Genomic DNA, 25,113 nt, shown 5'->3' with positions numbered 1-25,113 from the left:
GAGCCCGTCCCGAACATCCACCGACCTATCCTCAGGGGCATCCACAGGTAGCAGCGGCAGACCACTCCGTGCGCGAGTTATCCACAGGCAGGCGACCGGGGCTACACGAGTCGACGGGTGCAAGGCCATTATTCCTTCATGGACCTCGAAGTCGAGCTATTGCTGGAACGCGTCACGGCACTGCACGGTGCGGCGTATGACGATGAGGTCGTTCGCGGTGCGGAGGATAAGCGCATCATCGAAGCCGCCCTCGCCGCCGAGCTGCTCTACCGCCCCATACCGCGATTCCTTGCGATCCCGGGAACAGATCCACGCATTGTCAAGTGCAGACAGTTTCGAGCGCACCTGACCTGCGCGAGCGCCGCCGAGGTACTCGGCTACCCCATGTGGAACAAGCCTGAATCCCTACACCTGGCGGTTCCAAGAAACCACAGCATGCGGCCCAGCACTTACCGGGATCTGGATACCGTAACGCTGCATCGCAAGACCCAGATCACACCGCTGACAGTGGACGATTTCCCAGTTGTGTCCCCGGCGGAGATAGTCGCCTGCTGCCTGGTGTGCCTCGACGAACTCGATGCCATATGCGTCGCGGACGCGGCCCTCAACCGCGGCGACACTTCGACGGAGGAGATCTCGGAACTGTTGACTGGACGATACGCAGCAAAAGGGCGACAGCGCCTGATGCTCACAGACCCCGCCTCCCGCTCACCTCTGGAAACTCGCACTCGGCTCGCATTGCGGCATATCGGCTTAGCCGTCGAAACAGGCGTAACCATTGAGGGCGTCGGCGAGGTCGACATGCTGGTGCAGAACTGGCTCATCGTTGAGACGGATGGCTGGGAGTTCCATTCATCCAACGAACAGTTCACGCAAGATCGCCGGCGCGACCAGGAGGCGCTCGCGGGCGGTTACGTTGCCGTCCGCCTCACCGGACAGGATGTGGCAGCCGGAGAGGACCACATTCGGAGCGTCGTTGCGCGGGCATTCCTCGGCGTTGCACACTCGAGCCGACTGGCTCTCCCAGAAAACCCCGGAATCATGCGGAATCTTCGCAAGGCCGCACAAGCGTGATGAGCTTCCAGTGTGCAGCGAGACCTCCGCTGCACACTGGAGGGTGGTCAGACAACCGCGCGGTCCACCGACCAATTGGAGTTTTTCGTTGCTATTCCACCATTGCGCCAGCTCCCACCCGGCGTAGGAGATTAGCCGTTGCGTGCAACACCGCGCTCGCTCAGACGCAAAGCTGCCCTTCGCTTTATGCTCCGCAGCCACAAGATCAGCCGTGGCACTCGACGGGAGATTCGGCGCCGTATGCACCGTTAGTTGTCGTCGGGAAGCGAGGCTGGGGCATCGGCTCAACTTGCCCAACCGTGGACACTGCGCAGTTCAGCCGCGCACCGCAGCGAGCGGCAGGCCGGAGGACCGCAGTCCCTGCATCCGGGCCACGTCGGAGTCCGCGGGAACCTGCCCGGGCTCGGTGCCGCGTTCGACGATGCGGTTGTCCGCGTCCACGAACACCACGTGCGGCAGGTAGGTGCGCGCCTCGTCATCGCTCAGTTGGGAGTAGCCGATGAGAATGACGATGTCGCCCGGGTCCACCAGGTGAGCGGCGGCGCCGTTGATGCAGATCTCGCCCGCGCCACGCTCGCCGGGGATGACGTAGGTGGACAGGCGGTTGCCGTTGGTGCAGTCGCAGATGTCCACCCGCTCGCCGGGCAGCAGATCGGCTGCTTCGAGCAGATCCGCGTCCACGGTGATGGAGCCGACGTAGTCGAGGTCGGCCTGCGTCACGGTGGCGCGGTGGATCTTGGACGTCATCATCGTCCGAGTGCGAGTGCTCATCGCATATAAGCGTAGACGCCCCGGGATCGACCGCCGCAGTGTCGTGACAGAGAAGACAGCGTGACGAGGACGACGGGCCCTGGACACAGCGCCCGTCGTCCGTGACAGCTTCAACCGACCTCGGCGGTCATATCAACCGACCTCGGTGGCGCGGGCGAGCCAGCGGTCCAGACGCTCCTGCTGGCGGCGCCGCAGCGCCCGCTCGGAGATGACGCGTTCAATGGCGGCGGCATCGTTCAGGTCCAGGTTGCTCAAGGAGCGGCCTATCTCCGCATCCACCATGTCCAGATGCAGCGCAGCCAGGCCACGCCGCCGCGCGCAGGGCCCCTGCACCAGCCGCAGCGACTGGATCCGCTCATAGGGGATCACGCTAATGCGCCGCCGCCACCGGCCGAGCCGCAGCACCACGCAGGTGTAGGTCAGCGCAATCGCTTCGCGCCGCCACGCCAGCGGTGAGAACAGACGTCCGCGGGGACTGATACGGATGAAGCCGCGTCCCGGGTCCTCTACCGCGAGTCGCTCGTCGCCCACACCGTCCTGGTCCTGCCCGGTCAGGGCAGATTCCAGGAAGGCGTCGGGATCGGCCACGCCTAGGTCGGGCACCACCAGCCACAGCGCCCACAGAGCCGTCTCCCGCCGCCCCACCGGCAGCAGCACGTTCGCACCGGTGTTCTCCACCGCCCCGGAGGACTTGGCCTCCGCGGTATCGCGCCCGGCCACGCTCACCTCGACTCGCCACCAGTCGCGCCGGCGCCACAGCACGCCCTGTTCTACCTGCACGCCGTGGACCCTGCCGGGAGGAAGCGTGGAGGAAGTCTCCGCAGTCAGCCCGAAGCGCGTGCGAATCCCCGCAGGCGTGGCCGCGGCACGGAAGCGCCACCCCTTGTCGAAGCGGCTCCACGCATAGGCCCCCAGACCGAACGGTATGGTCAGCATGGGCAACACGCTGACGAACACCGCCAGCGCCCTGTCGTCCTGGAAGGCCCCGATTCTCAGCCACACAGCCAACAGCACCAGGAAGTCGATCGACACCGCGGCGGCGGCCAGGGTCGTTCCGGAGCGGAGCATGGAACCGATCAGGATGCGGGTGTCCACCTCATACAGGTAGTGCTCGACGGCGGATAGACGCTCCTCTGGGATCGGCTGCGCGGCCGCGGCGTCCTCGAATCCGCGGGGCACCGACCGGCCCGCCGCGGCTCCCTCGCGTTGTTCCCCGCCAACGGCGGGCGCTTCCCCGGGTACGCGCCCCGGCTCCCCGGAGGCACGCATCCCGCGCTCCGCCGAACCCGGCCCCGCCGCCCCGTCGGGGTCAACGAGGCGACTGCGCGGCACCGCATCCCCATACGGTTCGCCGACCTCGCCAAGCCGCTCCATCCCCGGGCCCGCAGTCGCATTCGGCTCCACCGCCTCACCCTCGCCGTACAGCTGGGCTCCGGCCGCCAGCGACAGGATCCGATCGCGCAGCTCCTCCAGCTCGCCCGTCCGCAGGAATCCGATCAGTACGTGCGAATCGCTGCCACCGGCCACCTCCACCCTCAGCCGGCCCAGGCCGAAGATGCGGCCGAGCAGCGGGTGGACGATGTCAACGGACTGGATGCGCGGCAGGCGCGCGGTGCGCAACTGGCGGTTGAGAACCCCCGTGCGCAGGTAGACGGCGTCGCGGTCGACGGCGAATGCGCGCATCCGCCATGACAGCCACAAGCCCAGGCCGATCACCACGACCACACCGAGGACAGCCAGTGCCGCCCCCAGAATCAGCCGCGGCGATACACGCGCCTGTACCTCTTGTAGCGCTGAATAGGCGTCGCCCACGTACTCAACGTTCTGCCAGACCAGGATGGCCAGTACGGCGGTGATGCCCTTCCACCCTTCTAGAAGCGGGGTAATGGGGTGCACCCGGGACCACTTGGCGTCGGGTGGGAGGGTGATACCGCGTTCCTGGGTGGTCGGGTTCAGGTCATCGCGCCGACGCCGATCGCCGGGCCCGGGCGGGACGGTGGCTGCCCGTGGCGCGCCGGGGTCGCCGGATGTGGCCGGATGCGTGCTCATAGTCCGGCCATCCTCTGCTCGCCGCGTTCGGACAGGACCCGACGGAGGCTCTCGGCCTCGGCAACGGGCAGTCCGTTAATGGTCGCGTCCGTGGAGGCCGACGCCGTATGCAGCTTCACCTCCGCGATGCCCAGGTGCCGCCCCAACGGCCCCTGGGAGGTGTCCACGAACTGCATGCGTCCGTAGGGAATCACGCTGATTCTGCGGAACATAATGCCCTTGCGCCACAGCAGGTGGTCGTCCGCCATGGCGTACCCCATGGCCCGCACCTGTCGCGGGATGATCCACAACTCCCACACCATGCCGACGGCAACCACCGCCGCGCCGGCATAGAACCAACGGCTGGCCAGCATGCCCGCGATCATCAGGCCGAGCAGACACACGCCATCGAGGATCAGGTTGGGCACGAGCCGGGCGGCGATCAGGCGTGGGGAGACGGGACGGAATTCGACGCCGACGGGGGCGAAGGGATCGGCCGCGAGCGGCGTGACCTCGGACGGTGGGACGGAGGGGATCATGGCGGCTCCTGAAGGTCGTTCGCGGCGAGCATCGCAGGCGCCCCCGGCGCACGCATCCTCCTGCGGTAGGAGCCCTGCGGAACCCGGCAGTCCGTTTCGGCGCGGGCTCGGGTGCCTGCACTTTCGGCTGCCGGTCCTGTACCGGCGGTACTCCGTTTCGGCGCGGGCTCGGGGCTCGATGTCCGCGCCACGCCGACGCCACTCATCCCGGAGCGTCCTCGCGCCCCGGTCGGTGCCCGGCCCTGCCGCGCTCGGTTCCGCCTCAGGGAAGGTCGATCAGCGTGTTGTCGATAAGCCGGGTGCTGCCGACGCGGGCGGCGACGGCGAGCAGCCCCTGGGACGACCGCGCACCGTCCGCCGCCCCGTCCTGCGGTTCCAGGCCGAGCCCGGCCCCGGCCAGGTCGACGAAGGAATCCGGGTCGACGACGGCGACGTAGTCGGCCTCCACGCCCGCCTCGGCGTCGAGCACCTGCTGGGCGGCCGCACGCACCGCGGCGGCGTCGGCGCCGGTACGGGCGGCAGCACGCCCGGCCTCCAGCGCCCGCGACAAAGCGAGCGCGTGCCCGCGTTCGGCGTCGGACAGGTAGGCGTTGCGTGAGCTCATGGCCAGGCCGTCGGTCTCGCGGCGGATGTCGACGGGCACGATCTCAACCGGTACCGCCAGGTCGCGCACCATGGCCTTGACGACGGCGAGCTGCTGGGCGTCCTTGCGGCCGAACATGGCCCAGCGCGGCGCGGTCAGGTGCATCAGGGACAGCACCACCTGGCACACGCCGGCGAAGTGGGTCGGGCGGGTGCGGCCCTCCAGGACGGTTGCCAGCGGACCGGGGTCGATGCGCACCTGCGGGTCGCCGTAGGGGTACATGACCTCGGGGGTGGGGGCGAAGACCACCAGTCGCCCCACCGCGAGCGCGCCGTCCGCACCTGTCAGGACGGCGGCCAGGCCGTCCAGGTCCGCCTCCAGGGTGCGCGGGTAGGCGTCCAGGTCCTCCCCGGGCGCGAACTGCAGCGGGTTGACGAAGATGGTGACGACGACGGTGCCGTCGGCCCCGACGTGGCGGGCGGCCTCGCGCACGAGATCGAAGTGGCCCTGGTGGAGGGCACCCATGGTCATGACGACGGCGCGGGGGGCGTCGTCGCCGGCCAGGGCGGAGGCGAGTTCTTCGCGGGTGCGGGCCAGGGCGGTGCGGGCGGGAGTGTCCGGGGAGGTTGAGGCGGTCATGGAACCAACGCTAGATGATCCGCTCCGAGCGCAGTCACCAGGTTCGCCGGTTGGCCGAATAACGACCGGGAACGCCCGGCGCCAGGAGCGCGCGGCTGAGGCCGCTTCAACCGAGCGCGATATGCAAGTTCTGCCGACCTCAACGAGGACGACGCGGCGGGCCGGGGCGGGTTAGTCGGCGGGACTGGTGTTGGAGTCCCTGCCGGGTTCTGCCGGAGGGGCCGCGAGGGCTTCGCGCAGGGCGCGCACCTGCTGCTCCCCGAGTGCCCCGGTGGCCTCGCGGCGCTGCAACGTCGCCTCCGCCAGCACCCGGTAGGTGGCGACGACGTCGTCCAGCGGTCGACCATTCGCGTCGCGCAGCGCGCCCAGCGCCTCCAGGTGGGTACGCACCGTGCCGGCGTCGCCGCGCGCCACGGGTCCGGTCAGTCCGGCTTCACCCTCCCGCAGGGCGCGGTCGAGCGCGGTGGACAGCAGTGGGGTGAGGGTGGCGGCCCCGTCCTCGACGCCGGCGGCGGCCAGGATGCGCACGGCCTGGTTGACCAGCGTGACCAGGTGGTTGGCGCCGTGGGCGAGGGCCGCATGGTAGGCGGGGCGGGACTGCTCCGGCAGTACGAAGGGCTCCCCGCCCAGTTCGACGGCGAGTGCCTGCCCGATCGGCAGCACCGCGGCGGGGGCGGTCACGGCCATGGGGCAGCCGACCAGGCGGGCGACGTCGGTGGAGAAACCGCCGAAGGTCATGGCCGGGTGGATGGCGAGCGGGATGGCGCCGCAGCGGCGGGCGGGCTCGAGCACCGCGGTGCCGTAGGCGCCGGAGGTGTGAACCACCAGTTGGCCGGGCTGCCACCGCTTCAGGTCGGCCAGCCCCTGGACGAGGCCGGCCAGGGCGTCATCAGGGACGGCGAGCAGCACGAGTTCGGCCCGCTCGACGATGTCCTCCACCTCCAGCAGGGGCACGCCGGGCAGCAGCAGTTCGGCGCGTTCGCGTGAGGCCTCGGAGACGGCGTGCACGCCGATGATTTGGTGGTCGACCGAGCGCAGCGCGGAACCGAGTACGGCGCCGACCCGCCCGGCGCTGATGATGCCGACTCCCAGCCTGCCGGGCCGCGGCGGCCGGGTCGGCGGGTTCGGGGTCGGTTCGGGGTCGGCGGGCGTGGCAGGGGTCGTGGGCATGACGCGATGCTCTCACGGCGCGCCGGGGCGGGCCTAGGCGGCGCTGCCGCTCGGGGAGGAGCCGGTGTGCAGGTCATCATCGTCGTCCTCGCCGATGGCGCACCAGTGCTCGACGATCAGGCCGACGCCGATCCACAGCACGCACGCGGCCAGGCAGGCGGCGGCCGACCAGGCCAGGGCGGTCATGGCCGGGGAGTTCAGGTGCATCAGCGCGACGACGAGCCCGCCGCCGTACACTCCGCCAACCACCGCCCCGACCCGGGACGACGCCTGTGCGGCGGCTGCGGTCAGGGCGGCGCCGGTGGGGGTCATCCAGGTGGGCTCATGCTCGCGCAGGCGGCGGACCGCCAGGCCGGCGAGCAGCACAATCGCGGCGATCGCGACGGCGACGGCGGCGCCCCACGGCGTCAACGAGACCGCCCAGCCGCGGTGGCGCAGCATGAGGTCGGAGGCCGCCCAGGCGAGGACGGCCGGCCCGGCGAAGCACGCGAGGACGGTCGTCCAGCGCGTGCGCCGCATCACAGGTCCCGGCCGTTGCGGCCGATGACGTCGTTCCAGGCCGGCGGGGCCGTCCACTCGCCCGCATCGGCACCAGCGGCGTCACCGTCACCGGAGAACCGGGGTGCGGCCGGCGGCTCGGGCTGGTTCTGGTCTGGCTGCGGGGGCACAACCGGCTCCGCCTGGGCGGGTGCGATCGGCTCGGGCCGGGCGGGCTCGACGGGGACCGGCTGCGCCGGTGCGGCGGGCACAACCGGCTGCTGCTGGGCAGCCTGTTCCGGCTCGGCAGGCACTGCGCGTGCGGCCTCTGCCGGGTCCGCATCCGCGGACGGCGCCGCTTCGGGCTCGGCCGGCGCCACGGGCTCCACCGGCGCTGCGCTCTCGGGCGCAACCGCCGCCTCGGGCTCGACCGGCGCCACGGGCTCGGGCTCCGCTTCCGGCGGGGCAACGTACTGCCCGGTCGGCAGGGCGGGCAGGTGGTCGGAGTCGAGCCAGTCGAGGGCGAGCCAGCGCACGCCGTCGCGGTCTGGGGCGGACTCGGCCAGGGCGGCCACGGACTGGTCGCCGATCTCGGCGAAGGGGTCGGCCTGTGCCCAGGGCACCAGCACGAAGGCGCGTTGCGCGGCGCGCGGGTGCGGCAGGGTGAGTTCGGGGTCGGTGGAGGTGACGCCCTCGTAGGTGATGATGTCGGCGTCGAGGGTGCGGGGCCCCTGGGGCCGGGTGCGCACGCGCCCGGCGGCGGCCTCCAGGCCCTGGCAGACGGCCAGCACCTCCCGCGGGGAGAGGGTGGTGGTCGCCAGCACCACGGTGTTGAGGTAGTCGGGCTGCTCCACACCGTCGCTGACGACCGCAGCCGTGCGCGCCAGCGGGGCGACCGTGGTGACGGTAATGCCGTCGGTCTGGCGCAGCGTGTTCACCGCGGTGCGCAGCGAGGGGACGACGCCGCCGACGTTGCCGCCCAGGGCGATGACCAGTTGCACGGGCGCCTGCGGGCGCACGGTGAGCGGGTCGACCGGTGGCTGCGGCGGCACGGGCGCGACGGCCGCCTCCGGCACGGGCGCGACGGCGGGCGCCTCCGGGGTGCCGGTCGGCGCCACCGCTGGTGGCTGGGCAACACCGGGCTCCGACGGCGCGACGGGGCCCGCGGACAGCGGGCCTCCCGCCGGTGCGGCCGGCGGCGCGGCAAATGGGGCGGCGGGCACCGGCGGCAGTGGCGTCCCGGCGGCGAGGTCGGGCAACTCGGGGGCGACCGGCGCCTCCGCCGGCACGGCGGGCTGCGCAGCGCCGACCTCAGCCGGCTGGGCCGCCGACTCGACGTGGGGCTGAGCGAGCGGCTCCACCACCGGCCTGGACTCGGCAACCGGCTCTGCGGCGTCGGCGACTGCGCCGGGCTCCGCGGCGGGGGCGGCCGCCGCCAGTGGGGCCGCGGCCGCAGTTGGGACGGCGTTGAATGCGGCCGCGCCGGGCTCCGCGGCCGGCGTCATCTCGGCGGCGGAGTCGGCGTCGCGGGCGATGCTCACGGACACGTCGTCGAAGGCGACGTCCAGGGGCGCCTGGGGCTTGTGGACGGTGACCTCCACGGCGCTTACGCGCGGGAGGGCGAGCACGGCGTCGCTGATGCGCTCGGCGAGCGTCTCCAGCAGGCCGACCGGCTCCCCCTCGATGACGCCGACCACCTCCCGGGCGATGTCCACGTAGTTGACGGCGTCGTCGAGCGAGTCGGTGACGGCCGCGACCGCCGTGCCGCGCTCCCCCAGGAAGACGGTGACGTCGGCGGTGAACAACTGCCCCTCGGTGCGCTCGAAGGGAAGGAGCCCGTGGTAGCCGCGGGCGGACAAACCCGTCAGCACGATCCTGTCGGCGTTGTCGTGGTTGGTACTCATCGGTTTTCCTTCCAGAGGGAAGCAGTGCGGACGGCGTCCCGGTTGGCCGGGACCTCGTGGACTCTGACGGCCCAGGCGCCGGCGGCGGCGGCCAGGGTGGTGGTGGCTACGGTGACGGCGTCGCGCGCGAGCGGGTCGGGGGCGGCCTCGGGGACGGTGGCGGCGGCCAGGAAGCGCTTGCGGGAAGCGCCGATCAGGACCGGGTGCCCCAGGTCGGCCACGAGCTGCCCGGTGGCGGCCAGCAACTGCCAGGACTGTGAGTGAGTCTTGGCGAAGCCCAGGCCCGGGTCAAGCACGATCTGCTCCGGGCGTGCCCCGGCGGTGACCAATTCGTCCAGCCGCGAACGCAGTTCCGCCTCCACCCCGGCGACGACGCCGTCCGGCCCGTAGTCGGTCAGGGCGTCCATGGTCTCGGGGGTGCCGCGCCAGTGCTGGCAGATGTAGACGACGCCCGCCGCGGCGACGACGCGGTGCATGTCGGGGTCGGCGAGCCCGCCGGAGACGTCGTTAATGATGTGGGCGCCGGCGGCGATGGCGGCGTCCGCGGTTTCGGCATGCAGGGTGTCGACGGAGACGACCGCGCCGGCGTCGGCGAGCGCACGGACGACCGGCAGTACACGGTCCTGCTCCTGCGCCACCGTCACCGGAGCGGCACCGGGGCGGGTGGACTCGCCGCCGATGTCGAGTATGTCGGCGCCCTGGGCCAGCAGCTGACGGCCGTGGGCGACGGCGAGCCCGGTGGTATCCCAGCGGCCGCCGTCGGAGAAGGAGTCCGGGGTGACGTTGATGATGCCCATCACCAGGGTCCGACCGGCGGCGGAGGCGGCCGCGAGCGGCTGCGGTAGTGGCGCCGGGGCCGTGATGGGGATCGCGTTCACGCCCCCAGGCTATCGGACGCCGCCCGTTTCCCCAGGATTTCGCGGACACAACCCCGGCACGGCCCCGCCTGGCCTGGCACGCCCGTCCCGACGGGGCGCTGCGTCGGGGTCAGGCGCGGCGGCCCAGTACCAGGCTCATGGCCTCGGAGCGGGTGGCGGCATTGTGCATGACGCCGCGCACCGCGCTGGTGACGGTGTTGGCGCCGGGCTTGTGCACGCCGCGCATGGACATGCACAGGTGCTCGGCCTCGATCACCACGATCACGCCGCGCACGCCCAGGCGCTCCACCATGGCGTCGGCGATCTGCGAGGTGAGGCGCTCCTGCACCTGCGGGCGGCGGGCGTAGCCCTCCACCAGGCGGGCGAGTTTGCTCAGACCCGTGACGCGCCCGTCCTCGCCGGGGATGTAGCCGACGTGGGCGACCCCGTGGAAGGGCAGCAGGTGGTGCTCGCACACCGAGTACAGGGGGATGTCCCGCACCAGCACCATTTCCTGGTGGTCGGCGTCGAAGACGGTCTCCAGGTGGCGGGCCGGGTCGTCCTCCAGGCCGGAGAACATCTCCGCCAGGGCGCGGGCGATCCGGTCGGGAGTGCCCCGCAGTCCCTCGCGGTCGGGGTCCTCCCCGACGGCGACCAGCAGCTCGCGAATGGCGTGGCGCACGCCGTCGGCGTCGTAGCTCACCACTGCCTCCAGGAGTCGTGCTGCTCGTCGGAGTCCGGGTTCTGGCCGGCGTATGTCGGCCGTTCGCCACTCACGCCCTCCGACGGGCCGCCGGCCGTGTCGACGGCGTCGACCGACTCGGACGCGGCCCGGGCGGCCTTGGCGGTGTGGCGATCGGGGGCCTGGGCGGCGGAGGCGAAGGTGGCGGAGACGTCGTCGGTCAGGACCAAGGCGTCGTCGGAGTGCCACAGCGGGCGCTGCGGCTGCTTGATCACGGGGGCGAAGATCCGTTCCAGGTCCTTCTCCAGCAGGGTCTCCTTCTCCAGCAGCTGGGTGGCGAGCTCCTCCAGGATGTCCCGGTTGCGCACCAGGATCTCCCAGGCCTCGCGGTGGGCGGCGTCCATGAGGGCGCGCACCTCGGCGTCGACCGTAGCGGCGACGTCCTCGGAGAAGTCGCGGCTGGTGGCGTTCAGGCCCAGCACCGTCTCGTTCTCGGTGGTGCCCAGGCGCACGGCCCCCACGGAGCGGGTCATGCCGTAGTCGGTGACCATCTTGCGGGCCGTCTCGGTGGCCTTCTCAATGTCGTTGGAGGCGCCCGTGGTGGGGTCGCGGAAGACGATCTCCTCCGCGGCGCGCCCGCCCATGGCGTAGACCAGTTGGTCGAGCAGCTCGTTGCGGGTGGTGGAGTACTTGTCGTCCGCGGGCATGACCATGGTGTAGCCCAGGGCCTTGCCGCGCGGCAGGATGGTGACCTTGGTGACCGGGTCGGAGTAGGCGCTGGCCGCCGCGCACAGGGCGTGGCCGGCCTCGTGGTAGGCGGTGATGGCCTTCTCGTGGTCGTTCATGACGCGGGTGCGCTTCTGCGGGCCGGCGATGACGCGGTCGATGGCCTCGTCCAGGGCCCGGTTGTCGATCAGTTGCGCGTTGGAGCGGGCCGTCAGCAGGGCCGCCTCGTTGAGGACGTTGGCCAGGTCGGCGCCGGTGAAACCGGGGGTGCGCTTGGCCACCTGGTCGAGGTCGACGTCGCGGGTCATGGGCTTGCCCTTGGCGTGTACGCGCAGGATGGCGGCGCGGCCGGCCATGTCCGGGGCCTCCACGGACACCTGCCGATCGAAGCGGCCCGGGCGCAGCAGGGCGGGGTCGAGCACGTCGGGCCGGTTGGTGGCCGCGATGAGGATGACGTTGGTGGTGGCGTCGAAGCCGTCCATCTCCACCAGTAGCTGGTTGAGGGTCTGCTCGCGCTCGTCGTGCCCGCCGCCCATGCCGGACCCGCGGTGGCGGCCGACGGCGTCGATCTCATCTACGAAGATGATGGCGGGGGCGTTCTCCTTGGCCTGGTCGAACAGGTCGCGCACGCGCGAGGCGCCCACGCCGACGAACATCTCCACGAACTCCGAACCGGACATGGAGAAGAAGGGCACGCCGGCCTCGCCGGCCACGGCGCGGGCCAGCAGGGTCTTGCCGGTGCCGGGGGGGCCGTACAGCAGCACGCCCTTGGGGATCTTGGCGCCGACGGCCTGGAACTTCTCCGGCTCGGACAGGAACTCGCGGATCTCCTCGAGTTCCTCGACGGCCTCGTCCTCCCCGGCGACGTCGTCGAAGGTGACGTCGGGCATCTCCTTGCTGCCGACCTTCGCCTTGGAGCGGCCGAAGCCCATGGCACCGTTGCGGCCGCCACCCATGCGGCCGATGAACCACCACATGAAGGCCACGAAGATCACCATCGGCAGCAGCAGCTGCAGCATGGAGGACCACCAGGTGGTGGTGGGGACGACCGAGTTATAGCCGCCGGAGGGATCGGCGGCCTGGACGAGCCGGTTGACCTGCCCGGCCTGCGCCTCCGTGAAGGTGAACTGGACCCGGCGCCCCAGGTTCTGGGAGCTCTCACCCTGCCGGTTGGCCTGGCTGGTGTAGTCCTCGGTGAGGTCGAGCTCCACACGCTGAGTGCCGTCGATCACGGTGATGGATTCGACGGTGTCGGCACTGTCCTGGAGGATCGCCAGCCCCTCGGAGGTGTCGATGGAGCGGTATCCGCTGGCGGAGCTCAACAGGGCCCAGCCCAGCAGGATGAGTAGGACGAAGGGAGCGATCCACAGCAGGGGGTTGCCCAGCGCCGCCCGGCGCCGTCCGCTCCCCGGCTTGGAGCCTCCCTTGTCACCGCCGCGGCCGCTCGGCTTGCTGGAGCGTTCGGTCACGCGGATCTGACCGGAATCGTTCATCGGCGTTTGGTCCCTTCGCACGTCTAACCCCTCTGACGCTAGCGGAAACCGCGCCTGGGTTTCGCCTCCAGCGGCCTCCTGTTCGCGCCGGGCGTGGGCGGGATGCGGTGCGGAAAGCGGCGTATTCCCTGCGCGGGGGGGGCAACCTGTGCGTTGGCAATGTGTCCAAGTCGAAGGGCGACGCGGGCCGCATCCATTTGACGCAGGCCGGGTCCCGTCATCTAACGTGTCGGTAACATGCACGCCGGGACTCATCCCTGAGACCGGCGCCACACACGCCCGAGCTGCGCCGGTTCGGTCCCTGGCTCCCAGGGCACGGTCCGCATCGCAGCACCCGCCGCTACACGAGCACAGGAGACCCTGACTTTGTCGTCGATCAAATCCATGCACCGATGTGCATCCGCCACCATACGAACCGCCGCTGCCGCCGTCGCACTGGCCGTCGGCGTCGCCCTACCCGCCGCCCCGGCGCTCGCCGCCCCCAGTACCTCAGGCTCGCAGTTCGACACGACCGCCGATCTCATGGCCGCCTCCAACCTGTCCGGCACCGTCTACACCTCGGGCGATGAGACCGCCGACGACGGCGCCGGCATGCGCTTCAACGTCACCAGCACCCTCCCGGACGGCATTGAGGGCAACATCGCCGTTCCGCTGGCGGATGGGACCTGGGCGGTGCCGCAGGACCTGCCCACCGCGCCGACGCGCGCTTCCAACTCCGCCCAGGTCGAGGACCTTATCTCCCGCGGCGAGAGCTTCTATGACGCCGGCGCCACGCTGGTCTGGGACTCCAGCCGACCCACCCCGTTGACCGGCACCGTGGTGCACAGCGCCACGACGGCGCCCTACGGGGTCACGTGCTCCACCTTCGTGAGCATGGTGCTGCTGGGCTGGGACTACACGCACACCACCTACACGGCTGACACCAACACCCAGGTGGGCTACGCCGTCGACTTCGGGGTGGACCCCAGCACCTCCAAGATCTGGCGCGCGAACAACCTGGCCAGCTGGTTCTACGCCCACGGCGACCTGTGGCTGGAGACGAACGACAACTACGAGCGCGGGGACATCCTGTTCTTCTCCGCGCAGAACCCGGAGGGACGCCTCGACGAGGTGCGCAGTGGCGAGGAGGCCACCTACTTCGGCAACGTCTACCACGCCGCCATCTACCTGGGCGACGGCATGCTGCTGCACTCCACGGGCACCGGCACCGGCGTGAACATCACCGCGCTCAACCCCTTGCTGAAGGAGGACCTGTCCTTCGTCGCCCGCCCGGAGTTGACCTCCACCACCGTCAACAACAGCCAGCCCGCCCCCGCCGGCACGGGCAGCGCGGGCGCCCCCGCCTCCGCCACCGACGGTGCGACCACCGGCGCGTCCGGGGACGACGCCAACCCCGGCATTTCCGGGGATGCGTCCGGCGCGCAGCAGGCGCAGACCGGTCAGCAGCGCACAAACACTACGTCGTTCTACTCGGCCTGGTTCGAACGGCACTACCCCGGGCACTACGCCACCGCGACCGCGACGCATGCGACCGCAGCGACGAAGTTCCGCAGCTGGGTCTTCTACGGGTGATGCCTACCGATAGGTAGAGCCCTTGGATAGTGCCCTGTTCTGCGGCGCCCGACCGAATGTCCGGTCGGGCGCCGCAGGTCTTGTCGCCGACATCCGCGCGACATATCATTGACTTTATGACTACTTCGGCACTGATCCAAGCACGTACGGCGCACCGTCGCACAACGATGACGGATTGGCGCACAGTAACCAACACGCTCGTCGACAACCTCGGCACCGGCCTGGTGTCACTGATCGTCGGAGTCGCACCAGAGACCATCATCCGCTGGACGAAGGGCACGTCCGCGAACCCCCGGGAAGCCAACGAACGACGCATGCGGGAAGCGTTCCGCATCTACCTGGAATTGGCGGCCACGGACTCACCACACACCGTACGCGCGTGGTTTATGGGCTCGAACCCCGAGCTCGGGAACGACTCCCCCGCGGAGGCGCTGTCGGAGGACCGCTTCAAGGAGGTCTTCGCCGCCGCTCGCTCCTTCCAGGCGTAGTGGCTTCGTAGATGACCATGCTATGCAAGCCGACGGGACCGCTGTACCGGATCGGTCGAGCGGACTCGCCATTTCACTTCTCGGAGATTTCGCCCGACGTCTCTGAGTTACCCCGGGCAGGCAACCGCTTCGACGTCCTCGGAGGCGGCGTTCTGTATGCGGCCAGCACTCCTACGGGCGCCTTCGTTGAGACACTGCAGTCGTTCCGACCGACCACGGCGGCACGGGCCGCTGTCGCGCGCGACACCCCGGGGCTCATGATTGCTGGATCAGTGCCCCGGGACTGGCGTGAACGGCGTCGGCTCGCACGGCTAACCCTTGAAGAACCAAGCCCGTTCATCGATGTGGAGAGTTCCGACGCCTGGCCGGTACTTGAAGACGCGCTGGCCCCTGAGCTGAGCCTGCTCGGCGTGTCACACATTGATGTCAGCATCGTCCGAGGATCCAATCGACTGGTGACTCGCCTGCTGGCGCGTTGGGCGTATCTCGCCTCATCGGCGTCCGGCGAACCGGCGTACGGCGGCGTTCGGTACATGTCGAAGCTCGGTCCCTTCGAGTGCTGGGCCATCTTCGACGGCGTTCAGTGGAACCCTGCTGGTCAGACCCGGATTACCAAGCAGGACGCCGCCTATCGGGAGGCCTGTGCTCTGCTCGAGTTGGTAGCGCACTGAGCGGCATGCGGCAGGGACGGAGCGTCCGAGCGGCTCGTAGTGCTTGTGGGTGCGGCGGTTCGGGCTGCAACTGTTACGCGGGTGGACGTACCCGGTCAAGCCTCTAGGCGCAGTCTCCTGGCGCGCCAGGCCGAGACAGTCTGCTACGCCGGTTGGACGTTAACAACGCTACTTAACGCTCTGCTGTATACCTCGGAGCCCTTCAGCAGAACGTTAACCGGCGTTGTTAACCCCGAAGTGGCGTAGTAGACAGCCCCCGCTTCCGGTCCCGGGGATAGCGGCAGTCAATTCCGGCGCAATGAACCGCCACGGCTCACCGGGTTCCTCACCCTGCGACACGCAACCCTCCACGCCCCACGCACGAAGAGCCAGGAAATGCTCAGCAGATGATGCCGCCGAAGCCGTCTTAATGCACCTTGAGGTGCGAGGTGCTTCCTGACAGGACCTGCTCCATGACCTCATCAGCGCTGCTCACCGTCTTAATGCACCTTAAGGTGCGAGGTGCCTCCTGACGAGCAACCCAATGACCACGACCGAGTTCACCGGCAGTCTTAATGCACCTTAAGGTGCGAGGTGCTTCCTGACACCAACCATGCGCACCAAGACCGATAAGAACGGTCTTAATGCACCTTAAGGTGCGAGGTGCTTCCTGACGCTGATGAACATCCTCAGCATCTTCTGCATGGTGAGTCTTAATGCACCTTAAGGTGCGAGGTGCTTCCTGACGGGTACGGGCTCGGCATCACCCCCATCGACTGGCTGTCTTAATGCACCTTAAGGTGCGAGGTGCTTCCTGACTGCTGCCACGCGGTGCGTGCAGTACCAGGCCGAGAAGTCTTAATGCACCTTAAGGTGCGAGGTGCTTCCTGACGACAGACTGGTCTCCGAGATGCAGGTACTGCCGATCAAGTCTTAATGCACCTTAAGGTGCGAGGTGCTTCCTGACGACCAATCCATGCTCCACTACGACACCACCGCCGAGGTCCTAATGCACCTTAAGGTGCGAGGTGCTTCCTGACAAGAAGAACGCTCTCGCCAAAGGAGAACCCACCATGTGTCTTAATGCACCTTAAGGTGCGAGGTGCTTCCTGACACACGCTGTACATCACCGGGTACTTCCACCAGTGGAGTCTTAATGCACCTTAAGGTGCGAGGTGCTTCCTGACGTGTGTTGAACGCAGAGACGCGGAGCGACGGCGCTACGTCTTAATGCACCTTAAGGTGCGAGGTGCTTCCTGACTATGCACACCGGCGACCTGGTCGCGGTCGACTACCAGTCTTAATGCACCTTAAGGTGCGAGGTGCTTCCTGACACGACATTCCGACGTACGGGTTGGACTTGAATTGGGGTCTTAATGCACCTTAAGGTGCGAGGTGCTTCCTGACCAGCTTGAGGCGGACACGGCACGCGGCGGTCGCACAGTCTTAATGCACCTTAAGGTGCGAGGTGCTTCCTGACCCTATGCCTGAGGGGTTCGAATTTCTTTCCGGGGCGTCTTAATGCACCTTAAGGTGCGAGGTGCTTCCTGACGAGCGCCTGGCGGCCCGGAGCGCCATCGACGCTCAGGTCTTAATGCACCTTAAGGTGCGAGGTGCTTCCTGACCTTCCTCTGCTATGAGACTCGCGCCGGAAGGACCTGTCTTAATGCACCTTAAGGTGCGAGGTGCTTCCTGACCGCAGTCATCATCGTCGCCTGTGGCGAGTCGCTGTCGGTCTTAATGCACCTTAAGGTGCGAGGTGCTTCCTGACCACCACCCGAGAAAGAGGTACCCCATGACCGTCGCCGGTCTTAATGCACCTTAAGGTGCGAGGTGCTTCCTGACCCCTACCCCTGGAAACCGCGTCATACCGCCACTTCCAGAGGCGAGATCGCCACCGACCCCGCAAGCACCCCACGAGACCGACTGGCACCAGGCCAAAACTACCACCTTTCGTTGAAAACAAGCCAAGCGCCACCGACACCCATCCAACCCCTCCAGCCACCAACTTTCAACGAAGTCATGCGGAAAAGTCGGGGTCAAAACGTACCAATCTTTGTACCGTAGACCGAATCGTGACCTCCTGGCAGGTGTCACACCAGCCACATGTGTCACATAAGAACCAGGCTGCACACGCGTCACACCTCCTTCCAGGTCCCTCCGCCGTCAAGACAGCCGGTCTCGCGCACCGACCACCAGCACCGCGCGGTCGTTCCGCACCTACGATCATCCCTCAATGTCCCGCAGCAATTGCGCGAACTCGGCAGACCAGGACGCGCTGAGATCCAGGGCGCCGAAGTCGTCCTTACTCTCGCCACAGCCTTCGTTCTCGTTCCTAGCACCGCTTCCTGTCTTCCCCTTGGCATCACATTCCAAGCGCGCGATAAGCGCATCCAGTAAGTCAGCGAAGGTGAATCCCTCGGGAGCGTCCACCCGCAGCTCATCCAAAGCACGCTCCAACGCTTCCTGAACGGTGGAACGCCCATGGGTGATCACCAGTCTGTCGCGCACCTCGTAGGGAAGGCGCAAGAGATCGCCACGTTTTAGACATGCAAACGCAGCTTTTGTGCCAGCTTTCTTCCGCTCGGCTACCTTCTCCTTATTCAGTAGCGTGTCGGGCTCCTGAAGCAGGCTCTGCCCTCTCTTGGAAAGCCGGCGCGCGTGCACGGCCTCTGCCGCAGCCACCACCAGCCGCGCCTGCGTCAGCCAGTCTGCTTCATCGAATAGTAGACGTACCGTGCGCAGCACATCCACAATCACTCCAGCGTGGTCGTCGAGCCTTTCCGCCTGCCGCGCCTGCACGTATTCCTGACGCAACTCTTCGCATTTCTCCGCGAGCGCGTCCATGTCCCGATCACCGGCGGCCAGCACCCGCACAGCGCTGAGCAGGTTGAGGCTGCGCAGGCTGATGGCGGCGGCACGCCGCAAGGCCTCCTCGGCGTCGTTGCGCAGGGCGATCCGGTGAAACTGGGAGGCCGGCTCCTTGATGCCCCGGCCCTTGTCTACGAAGGTCTGGACGAACAGCGGCACAGCGTTGAGCGCGCACCACTCCTGCGCCCCCTCGAGCGCGCCGTAGACCGCAGACTTCTCCCCGGTTCCCACAATCACCACCGCGGACGGCATCTGCTGCGCCAGAACCGCGCCCACACGCTCGCGAACTGTCCACATCGCTTCGGGCACCGCCCGGGCTCCGGAATCCCCCTCACCGTAGTCCAAAAAGCTCCAGCCCGGTTCGGGCAGCTCCCACTCCCGGTGCACGCCGTCGGCGACGACGGTCTGCGCGTTGAGCCAGGCCGTCTTCCTGGATTCGGGATGCGCCGAGTGCAGAATGACGAACTCGACCGGCAGGGCGGGGTGTCCGTCCGGTCCCGCGGCGAACGCGTCCCGCTCCAGCAAGGCCCCAGGAACCGCCCGCCGCAGCTCGCGCTCGGGCTCGGCACGCAGCACACGCTCCGGGATGGTCGGCGACCGGAAGGACCTTCCACAACCGAATATGTACAGGACCGGACGCCGACCCGGCCGCGTCACCCACTTCGGCAGCGCCTCAAGGAGAGCCGGCTCCCCCTCAACTACCGCCCAGTCCTCGGCGTGCGGCGCCTGGCCGTCGTGAACGGTGCGCTTGGCCAGATCGTTGAGCGGCCCGGCGGAGGCGAGCCACGCGGTCGAGCCGGGGCAGTCCTCACCCAGGCGGACGGCCTCCGCCGCAGCGTCGGCAACGACCTCGCCGAGCATCTTCGGTCGACCATTGGCCTTCACGAAGCGCAACGGCGGGCGCGGCTTATCCCCCTTCTGCTCGGCCAGCTCCCGCTCCTTCCCATACAGGCTCCGGTAACGCCGCTCCACCCAGGCCCGCAGCGCCAGGCCGGCGCCGTGGTCGGCGCGCGCCATGTCGGTGACCGCCAGCGCGGCGAGTGCTCCCGGCTCTCTGTCATCCCCGTAGCGGGCGCGGTCCAGGGCGGCAGCGAGCGCCTCCGTCGCCTGCTGCTCCCCCGTCGGCAGCGCGGATGCCGCCCCCGTGGTCTCGGCCCAGTCCGACGCCTGCTTGGGGTACCCGAGGGATCGCAGCCAGTAGAACGGGGCGACCCGGTTGGCGGCGCGCTCCAGGAACACGGCCCGCTTCTCTCCCTCCTCCGGGGCGACGGCGAGCCGCCAGTCCAGGCCCATCTGGTCGGCCAGACCCATGACCGCGAACACAACGGCATTCGCCCCTGCGATGCCGGAGACGATGACCTTCCCGTCCGTGATCGCCCCATCGTCATCCAGCCACCGGTGCAGGTCGTCGACGCACTTCCGTTCGAAGAGATCGCCATGCTGGTAGGCCTCGACCTGTAACGCCAGCCCGAAGTACTCCTCAAGTCTGGCCTTCACGTCGGGGCGGTTGTAGGCCTGCTCCAGCAGCGCAGCCTCGACGTCGGTTTCGGTGCCCTCGCGGCCATTGGCCGTGCCCAGGAGGATTACCCGCACGACGGCGCCCCTGCCGCGCAGTGCCTCCAGCACCAGCGCCAGCGGGGTGCGCTTGAAGCGGCCCGGGCGCCCGCCCTCGTCCGGGGGAATGTTCAGCAGCCTGTTGGACAGCACCTCGGCGTCGGCCTCAGCCACCTGCTGCCGCAGTTCCTTCTGCCGGGCTTCCTGGGCGTGCAGACGTTCGTCCCGTTGCAGCTCGACGATGTCGGTGCCGAGTTCTCCCTGCCCGACCGGGTGAATGATGGTGATCATCGACTCCCCTACGGTTGCTCGCCGTCGGCGCAGAAAACCCCGACCGCCGTCGACGCGCCTGCGCGAACCGATCCCAGGGACACGACCACCGACTGCGGCACGCCCGCGGTCCCCTACCGCCCGGCGGTTGTGCCCCGGCGGAGGCCACAGCCTGACGTCAAACCACTTTGCCAGCGCCCAGGCGACCGCCATGGCCACGACGAGCAGCCCGACACCCGCACCCCACCAGGCCGCCCCTCGCAGGAGGGGACCGCCGTCGTGCAAGTTCGACCAGACCTCCAACACGACCGACAGCGGCAGGCCCACAAAAGCGAGGATACCCACGGCCCACTCCATGGCGCGGGCGGAGTCCTGCTGCTCGCGCTCCAGCTTCTCCCGCCGGCGGTCGCGCTCCTGCCGCTCCTTGTCAGCGACGTGCTCCTGGCGCTCAATCAGGGTCTGTACGCTCTCCTGCAGCAGCCGCGCCTGCTGGACGGTCTGTTCCACCGCCCGGTCTAGACCCCCTGCCTGCTGCATCCAAGCCAGCACCATGTCGGCCTGTCGGTGCCGGGTGACATCGATCCACCATTCAGAGGCGAGGAACGAGACCGCCTCGCCGTCGAGCCGGATCGCCCTGGCGATGACAGGATCCAAGTACTTGGTCGCCACGTCCAAGTTCCCCGACGGCCCGATCTTCTCGGTCGCCACCCTCAGCTCCTGTGCGGTGGCCGCGAGGCTGAGGGAGAGTGCGCGCACGCGCAGCCGGTCCAGGACCACCAGCAGGTACACGTCCAGGTCGGTGGAACACATCTTGAGCATGGCCTCCAGAAGGAAGCCGTCGTCCTGGCGCGGCAGGTAGGCGGCGCCTCGCTCCCACACACTCACCGCCCAGCTCTGCGAGAGCACGTGAATGTTCTTCTTCGCCCGGGAGTAGCGTTCCTCCCCCAACTCGAAGCCCGTGGGAGACGGCAGGCTCCCCCACTGCCAACCCGCCGCCGTCAGCACCGGCAGCGGCAGCCTCGCACTAGACGTTCTTCCGGCCATCGCCTGGCGCAGATCGTCGAGCGGCTCGGAGCCCACCGGCACCTCCAGGCGCGCGCCGAGACTCTCGGGGGTCTCCCCGAACTCAGGGATCCACCGCCGACTCACCTCCCGAGGCACCCACGTCAGGGTGAACAGCGGGGCGGAGAACCAGGACTTCCGCGCGGTGTGCTCAGCCGCCAGCGTCACCCGTGCCGGACCGCACACGTCGGGACGCGCCAGCAGTTTGTTGATCGTCTCGCAAATGCCGACCACCCGGCTCGGGTGGCGGACGGCGTCGTAAAAGCGCTCATAAGACCGCTCATCGGGTGGCTCTTGCGAGTCCTCATCCGCGTGAGCACCTTCCGAGTGCTCGCCATCCGTCTGCTCGTCATCCGCCGGCTCGCCGGGCAGCCGCTCGACATATGTGCGCGGGACGACGGCGTGCACCACCAGGATCGCCGTCCCCGCCCCGTCGCCATTCGACACGCGCAGCGCCTCCAGAGCGCCGATGCGCAGCACCCGCTTGTTGTCCTTGTCGCGGTGATCAACCAGCTTGTGCAACTCCAGGGAGCGGCGGTTGTCCGCGCCCAGCGGCGCGTCGTCCCCGTCCCGGCCGCTTCCCAGCAGGCGCTCGGCCACCTCCGGGTGGAAATAGGCGGCACGCATGCCCCGGTACGTCTGCCGCAACTTGTCATGGCGGTCCCTGGCACGGAAGCTCAGGGGCTTGGCGGGCCAGTTCCCGAAGGCCTGACTCCAGCCACGATGCACCTCCACCTCCCACACCAAGACCACGCGCATCTCATCGGGGTCCTTCAAGTGGATGAAGCCGGTGCGCGGCGGCCGGCTCGGGGCAGCCCCTTCCGTGGCCGGACGTTCCCGCTCTTCGGTCATCGGCCCTCCTCGTCCCATTGAGGGCCCGCATCCCCACCGCCCACGGCGGCGGCGTCGACCGGCCGCGGCAGGCAACCCAGGCGGCGAGCACCGACCACCTGCCCATCGGCGTCCCGGATCAGATCATCGGGCCAGACCAGGTCGGTGCGCTGCGGGAAGTGCTCGGCCACCACCCGGCTGGTGACGTAGACCGTGCCGGGCTGGGGTGCGGGCAGGGGCGGGTCGATTCCGAGCCAGGTGGCGCCGACGGCGATGGGCACCTCCCGCGCACCGGTCGCCTCGCCGGGGTGCTCGGGGTCGTAGACGGTCAGCGTCTCCTGCCGCCCGTCCGACAGCAGCAGCCGGGGCACGACGGCGGCCCCCGGCAGCCGCAGCGGCCCGCCGTCCAGGTGCAGGATCACCTCGTGCGGGGTGAGGTTGACCAGAGCGAGAGGTTCTGCGGGTGTCATGCGCGCTCCTCCGCCCAGTGCCGCAGTGCCCGGAACCTCTCGGCCCACGACTCGTCAAGACCGGTGGTCAGACGCTTGGGGCCAGCCTTCACAGACTTGATGGCACACCCAAGCAGGTCCACATAGCCGAAGTCATCATCGACGTCGACGAACCTGTTGCGCATCACCTCCCGCACCGCCTCATCGACCTGGCTGTCTCCGTGAGTGAGACGCACTTCGTTCCTGACCTCGTACAGAAGCCGCAGCAGGGCTCCGCGACTACATGCCTCCACTCCATGTCTCTGTGCCGAGTACGCCTTGACGTCCTGCCACGCGTAACGCTCTCGGAACAGCGTTTCGGCGGCCTTCTTGCCCCGTCGCAGGAAGTCGACCGCCTCGGCTACAACAACCACCAGGCGTGGATCGACATCCCCCTCGGTTTCCAGACAGAGTTCATGGACCGTATCCATGACGGACAGCAGTACGCCCGCATGCGCATCGGGATCCTTGGCGTTGACCGCCGCCAGGTACTCCTTGCGCAACTCATCACACGCCTGGGCCCACACATCCATGTCCTGGTCGCCGGCGCTGAGCACCCGCACGGCACTGAGCAGGTTGAGGCTGGAAAGGCTTGCGGCCGCCGCCTCGCGCAGTGCCGCCTCGGCGTCGTTGTGCAGGGCGATACGGTGGAACTGCATTCCCGACCGCTTGATGTTCTGCCCCGGCTGGACCGAGGTCTGCACGAACAGCGGGACTGCGTGCTCGGCGCACCAGGCCTGGGCTGCCTCGAGGGCGCCGATCGCGACCGACTTCTGCCCCGATGCCACGATGGCGACTGCTGACGGCTGCTTGGTGCGGAGTACTTCACGAAGCATTACGCTCACTTCGCCAGCCAAGTCATCAACCGGCGCGAAATCATTACTCTCCGCTCCTCCGTAGTCGATGATGTCCACCCCGGGCGCGTACAGGTCCCCCGGCCTCTTTGCCAAAAGCGCGGAGGCACAGGTTTTGACCGCCGTCTCCTTCGATCCAGGGGACGCCGAGTGCAGCAGCAGAAAATCGACGTCGCCAACACCGCCGCCCTCAAGCATCCCTCCGGGCACGGCGCGCCTGAACTCCTCATCCGGTCCGGCATCCATGACGCGCTCGATCACCGACGACCGCTGGTAGTTGTCACCCATGCCGCAGATGTAGAGGACTCTCCCGCGCCCCGGCCAGTGCATCCAGGATGGAACTCGCTCTCCCAGTTCGGGGACCTGATTGACCGTCGCCAAGTCGGATGCCGTCGGCGCCGCAGCATCATGGACGGCGCGGTTGCCAACCGGCCTCAGGCGATCACCTGTTGTGAGAAGCCACGCGGCCGAGGTGGAGCCCTGGTCCAGCTGCTCATCGCGGACCAGGCCCAGCACCTTGCCCAGTTCCTTGCCCGGCAAGCGCTTGAACACGCTACTGATCTGATCGTCCTGGGCGCGCCCTGCGTTCTCCTCGGCCAGCAGGGCCTCATAGTGCTTCTCCACCCAGGCGCGCACGGCCAGACCAGCGCCGTTGTCCGCCCGGGTCATCTCCACCGCCACCAACGAAGCAAGGTGCTCATCGGTGGCCGCGGCCAACGCCTCTCCCCTCTCCTGCCCCGCACCGCCGAGCACCGCCTGGAGATCCCGAAGTAGCCGCGTGTGCTCCTCGTCGATCAGTTCCTCTCGGCCGTTCTGCCGGGCCCACTGAGCGGCTTGCTCCAGATAGCCCAGGGCACGTAGCCAGTAGAAGGGCGCGTTGCCGTGGTGACCGCGACGGATCAGGCGCGCCTCGGCGTCGTCAGGACTCCCGGCAACCGCCAGACGCCAGTCGTAGCCGAGGTGGTCGACCACTCCCATGGCGCTCAGGCACATCATGGTTGCCCCGCCGATCATGGACACCACCACGGGGCTGTCCGCAGCAGTGCCGTGCGCCGCCTCAACCCAGCTGCTGAGGTCTCCGCGGCCTACCTGCTCGTTCAAGTCGCCGTCGGCGTGAAGCTCCGCTATCACTTCTAACCCGTACCGTTTATGCAGAGCCGCTCTGATCTCGTCACGCTCCAGAAGCGAAGCAAGGGCCTTGGCAATGTCTGCCGTGGCCCCGTAGCCGGAACTGCTACCGAGCAACAGCACGCGTACCTGCCCCTCGTGGCCATCGTCCTGGATCGCTCCCAGTTCCAGGGCCAACGGCGTCCACACGAACCGACTCTCAAGCTCTTCAGCCACCGCACCGCGGAGCAGGAGGTCGACGGCCTCGCACCCCGCACCGCCCGCTGCGGCATTCTGCAGCGTTGTGACGCCGGCACACCTGGCTTGCTGGCGCTGTTCCCCCTCGAGTCTCAGGATGTCGCTACCCAGGTCGCCTTCGCCGACGATGTGAACTAGCAGGGTCATGTCAGGTCCTCTCCGGAC

The 25,113-nt window shown here is 68.7% G+C and carries 17 protein-coding genes and 1 CRISPR repeat array; of the genes, 4 read left to right on the top strand and 13 right to left on the bottom strand.

All coding sequences use genetic code 11. The annotated features are described in order from the left end of the window. The first annotated feature begins 138 nt into the window (after positions 1-138). Positions 139-1,074 carry a hypothetical protein gene (locus tag C3B71_RS16305; protein ID WP_234416041.1) on the top strand — a complete coding sequence of 312 codons (936 nt, stop codon included), beginning with the start codon at positions 139-141 and terminating at the stop codon, positions 1,072-1,074. Positions 1,075-1,389: 315 nt separating this feature from the next. On the opposite strand, the gene panD is transcribed toward C3B71_RS16305, so the two are convergent. The 10 genes from panD to ftsH form a co-directional block, all read right to left on the bottom strand. Then, on the bottom strand, positions 1,390-1,845 hold the full coding sequence (gene panD, locus C3B71_RS02125) for an aspartate 1-decarboxylase (protein ID WP_108965832.1): 456 nt from the start codon (positions 1,843-1,845) through the stop codon (positions 1,390-1,392). A 132-nt stretch (positions 1,846-1,977) separates the two neighbouring features. Beyond that, positions 1,978-3,894: a PH domain-containing protein gene (locus tag C3B71_RS02120; protein WP_108965830.1), complete on the bottom strand. Its 1,917-nt coding sequence runs from the start codon at positions 3,892-3,894 to the stop codon at positions 1,978-1,980. Further along, positions 3,891-4,412, bottom strand: a complete 522-nt coding sequence (locus C3B71_RS02115; protein ID WP_108965828.1) for a PH domain-containing protein — start codon at positions 4,410-4,412, stop codon at positions 3,891-3,893. The genes C3B71_RS02120 and C3B71_RS02115 overlap by 4 nt, the downstream gene beginning before the upstream one ends. 262 nt (positions 4,413-4,674) lie before the next feature. Beyond that, positions 4,675-5,634, bottom strand: a complete 960-nt coding sequence (panC, locus tag C3B71_RS02110) for a pantoate--beta-alanine ligase (RefSeq protein WP_108965826.1) — start codon at positions 5,632-5,634, stop codon at positions 4,675-4,677. 171 nt (positions 5,635-5,805) lie between these two features. Continuing rightward, complete coding sequence (locus C3B71_RS02105; RefSeq protein WP_108965824.1) at positions 5,806-6,804, bottom strand: Rossmann-like and DUF2520 domain-containing protein; 999 nt, start codon at positions 6,802-6,804, stop codon at positions 5,806-5,808. Between the two features lie 33 nt (positions 6,805-6,837). Next, positions 6,838-7,323: a DUF3180 family protein gene (locus C3B71_RS02100; protein WP_108965822.1), complete on the bottom strand. Its 486-nt coding sequence runs from the start codon at positions 7,321-7,323 to the stop codon at positions 6,838-6,840. Further along, positions 7,323-9,185, bottom strand: a complete 1,863-nt coding sequence (gene folK, locus C3B71_RS02095) for a 2-amino-4-hydroxy-6-hydroxymethyldihydropteridine diphosphokinase (RefSeq protein WP_108965820.1) — start codon at positions 9,183-9,185, stop codon at positions 7,323-7,325. The genes C3B71_RS02100 and folK overlap by 1 nt, the downstream gene beginning before the upstream one ends. Then, positions 9,182-10,063, bottom strand: coding sequence for a dihydropteroate synthase (gene folP / locus C3B71_RS02090; RefSeq protein WP_395994450.1), 882 nt, complete (start codon positions 10,061-10,063; stop codon positions 9,182-9,184). The genes folK and folP overlap by 4 nt, the downstream gene beginning before the upstream one ends. A 109-nt stretch (positions 10,064-10,172) precedes the next feature. After that, positions 10,173-10,745 carry a GTP cyclohydrolase I FolE gene (gene folE / locus C3B71_RS02085; RefSeq protein ID WP_073330150.1) on the bottom strand — a complete coding sequence of 191 codons (573 nt, stop codon included), beginning with the start codon at positions 10,743-10,745 and terminating at the stop codon, positions 10,173-10,175. After that, the gene (gene ftsH, locus C3B71_RS02080) at positions 10,742-12,943 is read right to left on the bottom strand and encodes an ATP-dependent zinc metalloprotease FtsH (RefSeq protein WP_108965818.1); all 2,202 of its coding nucleotides are present in this window, start codon (positions 12,941-12,943) and stop codon (positions 10,742-10,744) included. The genes folE and ftsH overlap by 4 nt, the downstream gene beginning before the upstream one ends. A 384-nt stretch (positions 12,944-13,327) precedes the next feature. Between ftsH and C3B71_RS02075 the strand changes: the two genes are divergently transcribed. From C3B71_RS02075 to C3B71_RS02065, 3 genes are all read left to right on the top strand, one after another. Further along, positions 13,328-14,515 carry a hypothetical protein gene (locus tag C3B71_RS02075; RefSeq protein ID WP_108965816.1) on the top strand — a complete coding sequence of 396 codons (1,188 nt, stop codon included), beginning with the start codon at positions 13,328-13,330 and terminating at the stop codon, positions 14,513-14,515. A gap of 116 nt (positions 14,516-14,631) precedes the next feature. Then, entirely contained in the window at positions 14,632-15,003 is a 372-nt protein-coding gene (locus C3B71_RS02070; RefSeq protein ID WP_073330155.1) for a hypothetical protein, read from the top strand. A gap of 11 nt (positions 15,004-15,014) precedes the next feature. Then, entirely contained in the window at positions 15,015-15,674 is a 660-nt protein-coding gene (locus C3B71_RS02065; protein ID WP_108965814.1) for an RES family NAD+ phosphorylase, read from the top strand. Positions 15,675-16,077: 403 nt separating this feature from the next. Beyond that, positions 16,078-17,498: a CRISPR direct-repeat array (repeat unit 37 nt; unit sequence GTCTTAATGCACCTTAAGGTGCGAGGTGCTTCCTGAC). Positions 17,499-17,879: 381 nt separating this feature from the next. Here the strand turns inward: C3B71_RS02065 and C3B71_RS02060 are convergent. Genes C3B71_RS02060 through C3B71_RS02050 form a run of 3 tightly spaced genes read right to left on the bottom strand, consistent with a single transcriptional unit; the run spans position 17,880 to position 25,095 of the window. Beyond that, positions 17,880-22,262, bottom strand: a complete 4,383-nt coding sequence (locus tag C3B71_RS02060) for a hypothetical protein (RefSeq protein WP_108965812.1) — start codon at positions 22,260-22,262, stop codon at positions 17,880-17,882. Beyond that, positions 22,259-22,711, bottom strand: coding sequence for a hypothetical protein (locus tag C3B71_RS16060; RefSeq protein WP_073330164.1), 453 nt, complete (start codon positions 22,709-22,711; stop codon positions 22,259-22,261). Before C3B71_RS16060 ends, C3B71_RS02060 begins: the two co-directional genes overlap by 4 nt. Then, positions 22,708-25,095, bottom strand: coding sequence for a hypothetical protein (locus C3B71_RS02050; RefSeq protein WP_108965810.1), 2,388 nt, complete (start codon positions 25,093-25,095; stop codon positions 22,708-22,710). The genes C3B71_RS16060 and C3B71_RS02050 overlap by 4 nt, the downstream gene beginning before the upstream one ends. Positions 25,096-25,113 lie beyond the last annotated feature (18 nt).

The sequence above is a fragment of the Actinomyces sp. Z16 genome, from assembly GCF_003111765.1.
In the GTDB taxonomy this organism is placed as follows: Bacteria; Actinomycetota; Actinomycetes; order Actinomycetales; family Actinomycetaceae; genus Actinomyces; species Actinomyces glycerinitolerans.
Note: the sequence above shows the minus strand (reverse complement) of the source record. Positions and strands in the feature narration are given on the sequence as shown.

What these genes read in the sequence shown, in the direction of transcription:
- panD (WP_108965832.1), bottom strand. Translation starts at nt 1,845, where the DNA reads ATGAGCACTCGCACTCGGACGATGATGACGTCCAAGATCCACCGCGCC.
- ftsH (WP_108965818.1), bottom strand. Translation starts at nt 12,943, where the DNA reads ATGAACGATTCCGGTCAGATCCGCGTGACCGAACGCTCCAGCAAGCCG.
- C3B71_RS02105 (WP_108965824.1), bottom strand. Translation starts at nt 6,804, where the DNA reads ATGCCCACGACCCCTGCCACGCCCGCCGACCCCGAACCGACCCCGAAC.
- C3B71_RS02060 (WP_108965812.1), bottom strand. Translation starts at nt 22,262, where the DNA reads ATGACCGAAGAGCGGGAACGTCCGGCCACGGAAGGGGCTGCCCCGAGC.
- C3B71_RS02050 (WP_108965810.1), bottom strand. Translation starts at nt 25,095, where the DNA reads ATGACCCTGCTAGTTCACATCGTCGGCGAAGGCGACCTGGGTAGCGAC.
- C3B71_RS02070 (WP_073330155.1), top strand. Translation starts at nt 14,632, where the DNA reads ATGACTACTTCGGCACTGATCCAAGCACGTACGGCGCACCGTCGCACA.
- C3B71_RS16060 (WP_073330164.1), bottom strand. Translation starts at nt 22,711, where the DNA reads ATGACACCCGCAGAACCTCTCGCTCTGGTCAACCTCACCCCGCACGAG.
- C3B71_RS02120 (WP_108965830.1), bottom strand. Translation starts at nt 3,894, where the DNA reads ATGAGCACGCATCCGGCCACATCCGGCGACCCCGGCGCGCCACGGGCA.
- C3B71_RS02065 (WP_108965814.1), top strand. Translation starts at nt 15,015, where the DNA reads ATGACCATGCTATGCAAGCCGACGGGACCGCTGTACCGGATCGGTCGA.
- C3B71_RS02075 (WP_108965816.1), top strand. Translation starts at nt 13,328, where the DNA reads ATGCACCGATGTGCATCCGCCACCATACGAACCGCCGCTGCCGCCGTC.
- folK (WP_108965820.1), bottom strand. Translation starts at nt 9,185, where the DNA reads ATGAGTACCAACCACGACAACGCCGACAGGATCGTGCTGACGGGTTTG.
- C3B71_RS02115 (WP_108965828.1), bottom strand. Translation starts at nt 4,412, where the DNA reads ATGATCCCCTCCGTCCCACCGTCCGAGGTCACGCCGCTCGCGGCCGAT.
- C3B71_RS16305 (WP_234416041.1), top strand. Translation starts at nt 139, where the DNA reads ATGGACCTCGAAGTCGAGCTATTGCTGGAACGCGTCACGGCACTGCAC.
- C3B71_RS02100 (WP_108965822.1), bottom strand. Translation starts at nt 7,323, where the DNA reads ATGCGGCGCACGCGCTGGACGACCGTCCTCGCGTGCTTCGCCGGGCCG.
- panC (WP_108965826.1), bottom strand. Translation starts at nt 5,634, where the DNA reads ATGACCGCCTCAACCTCCCCGGACACTCCCGCCCGCACCGCCCTGGCC.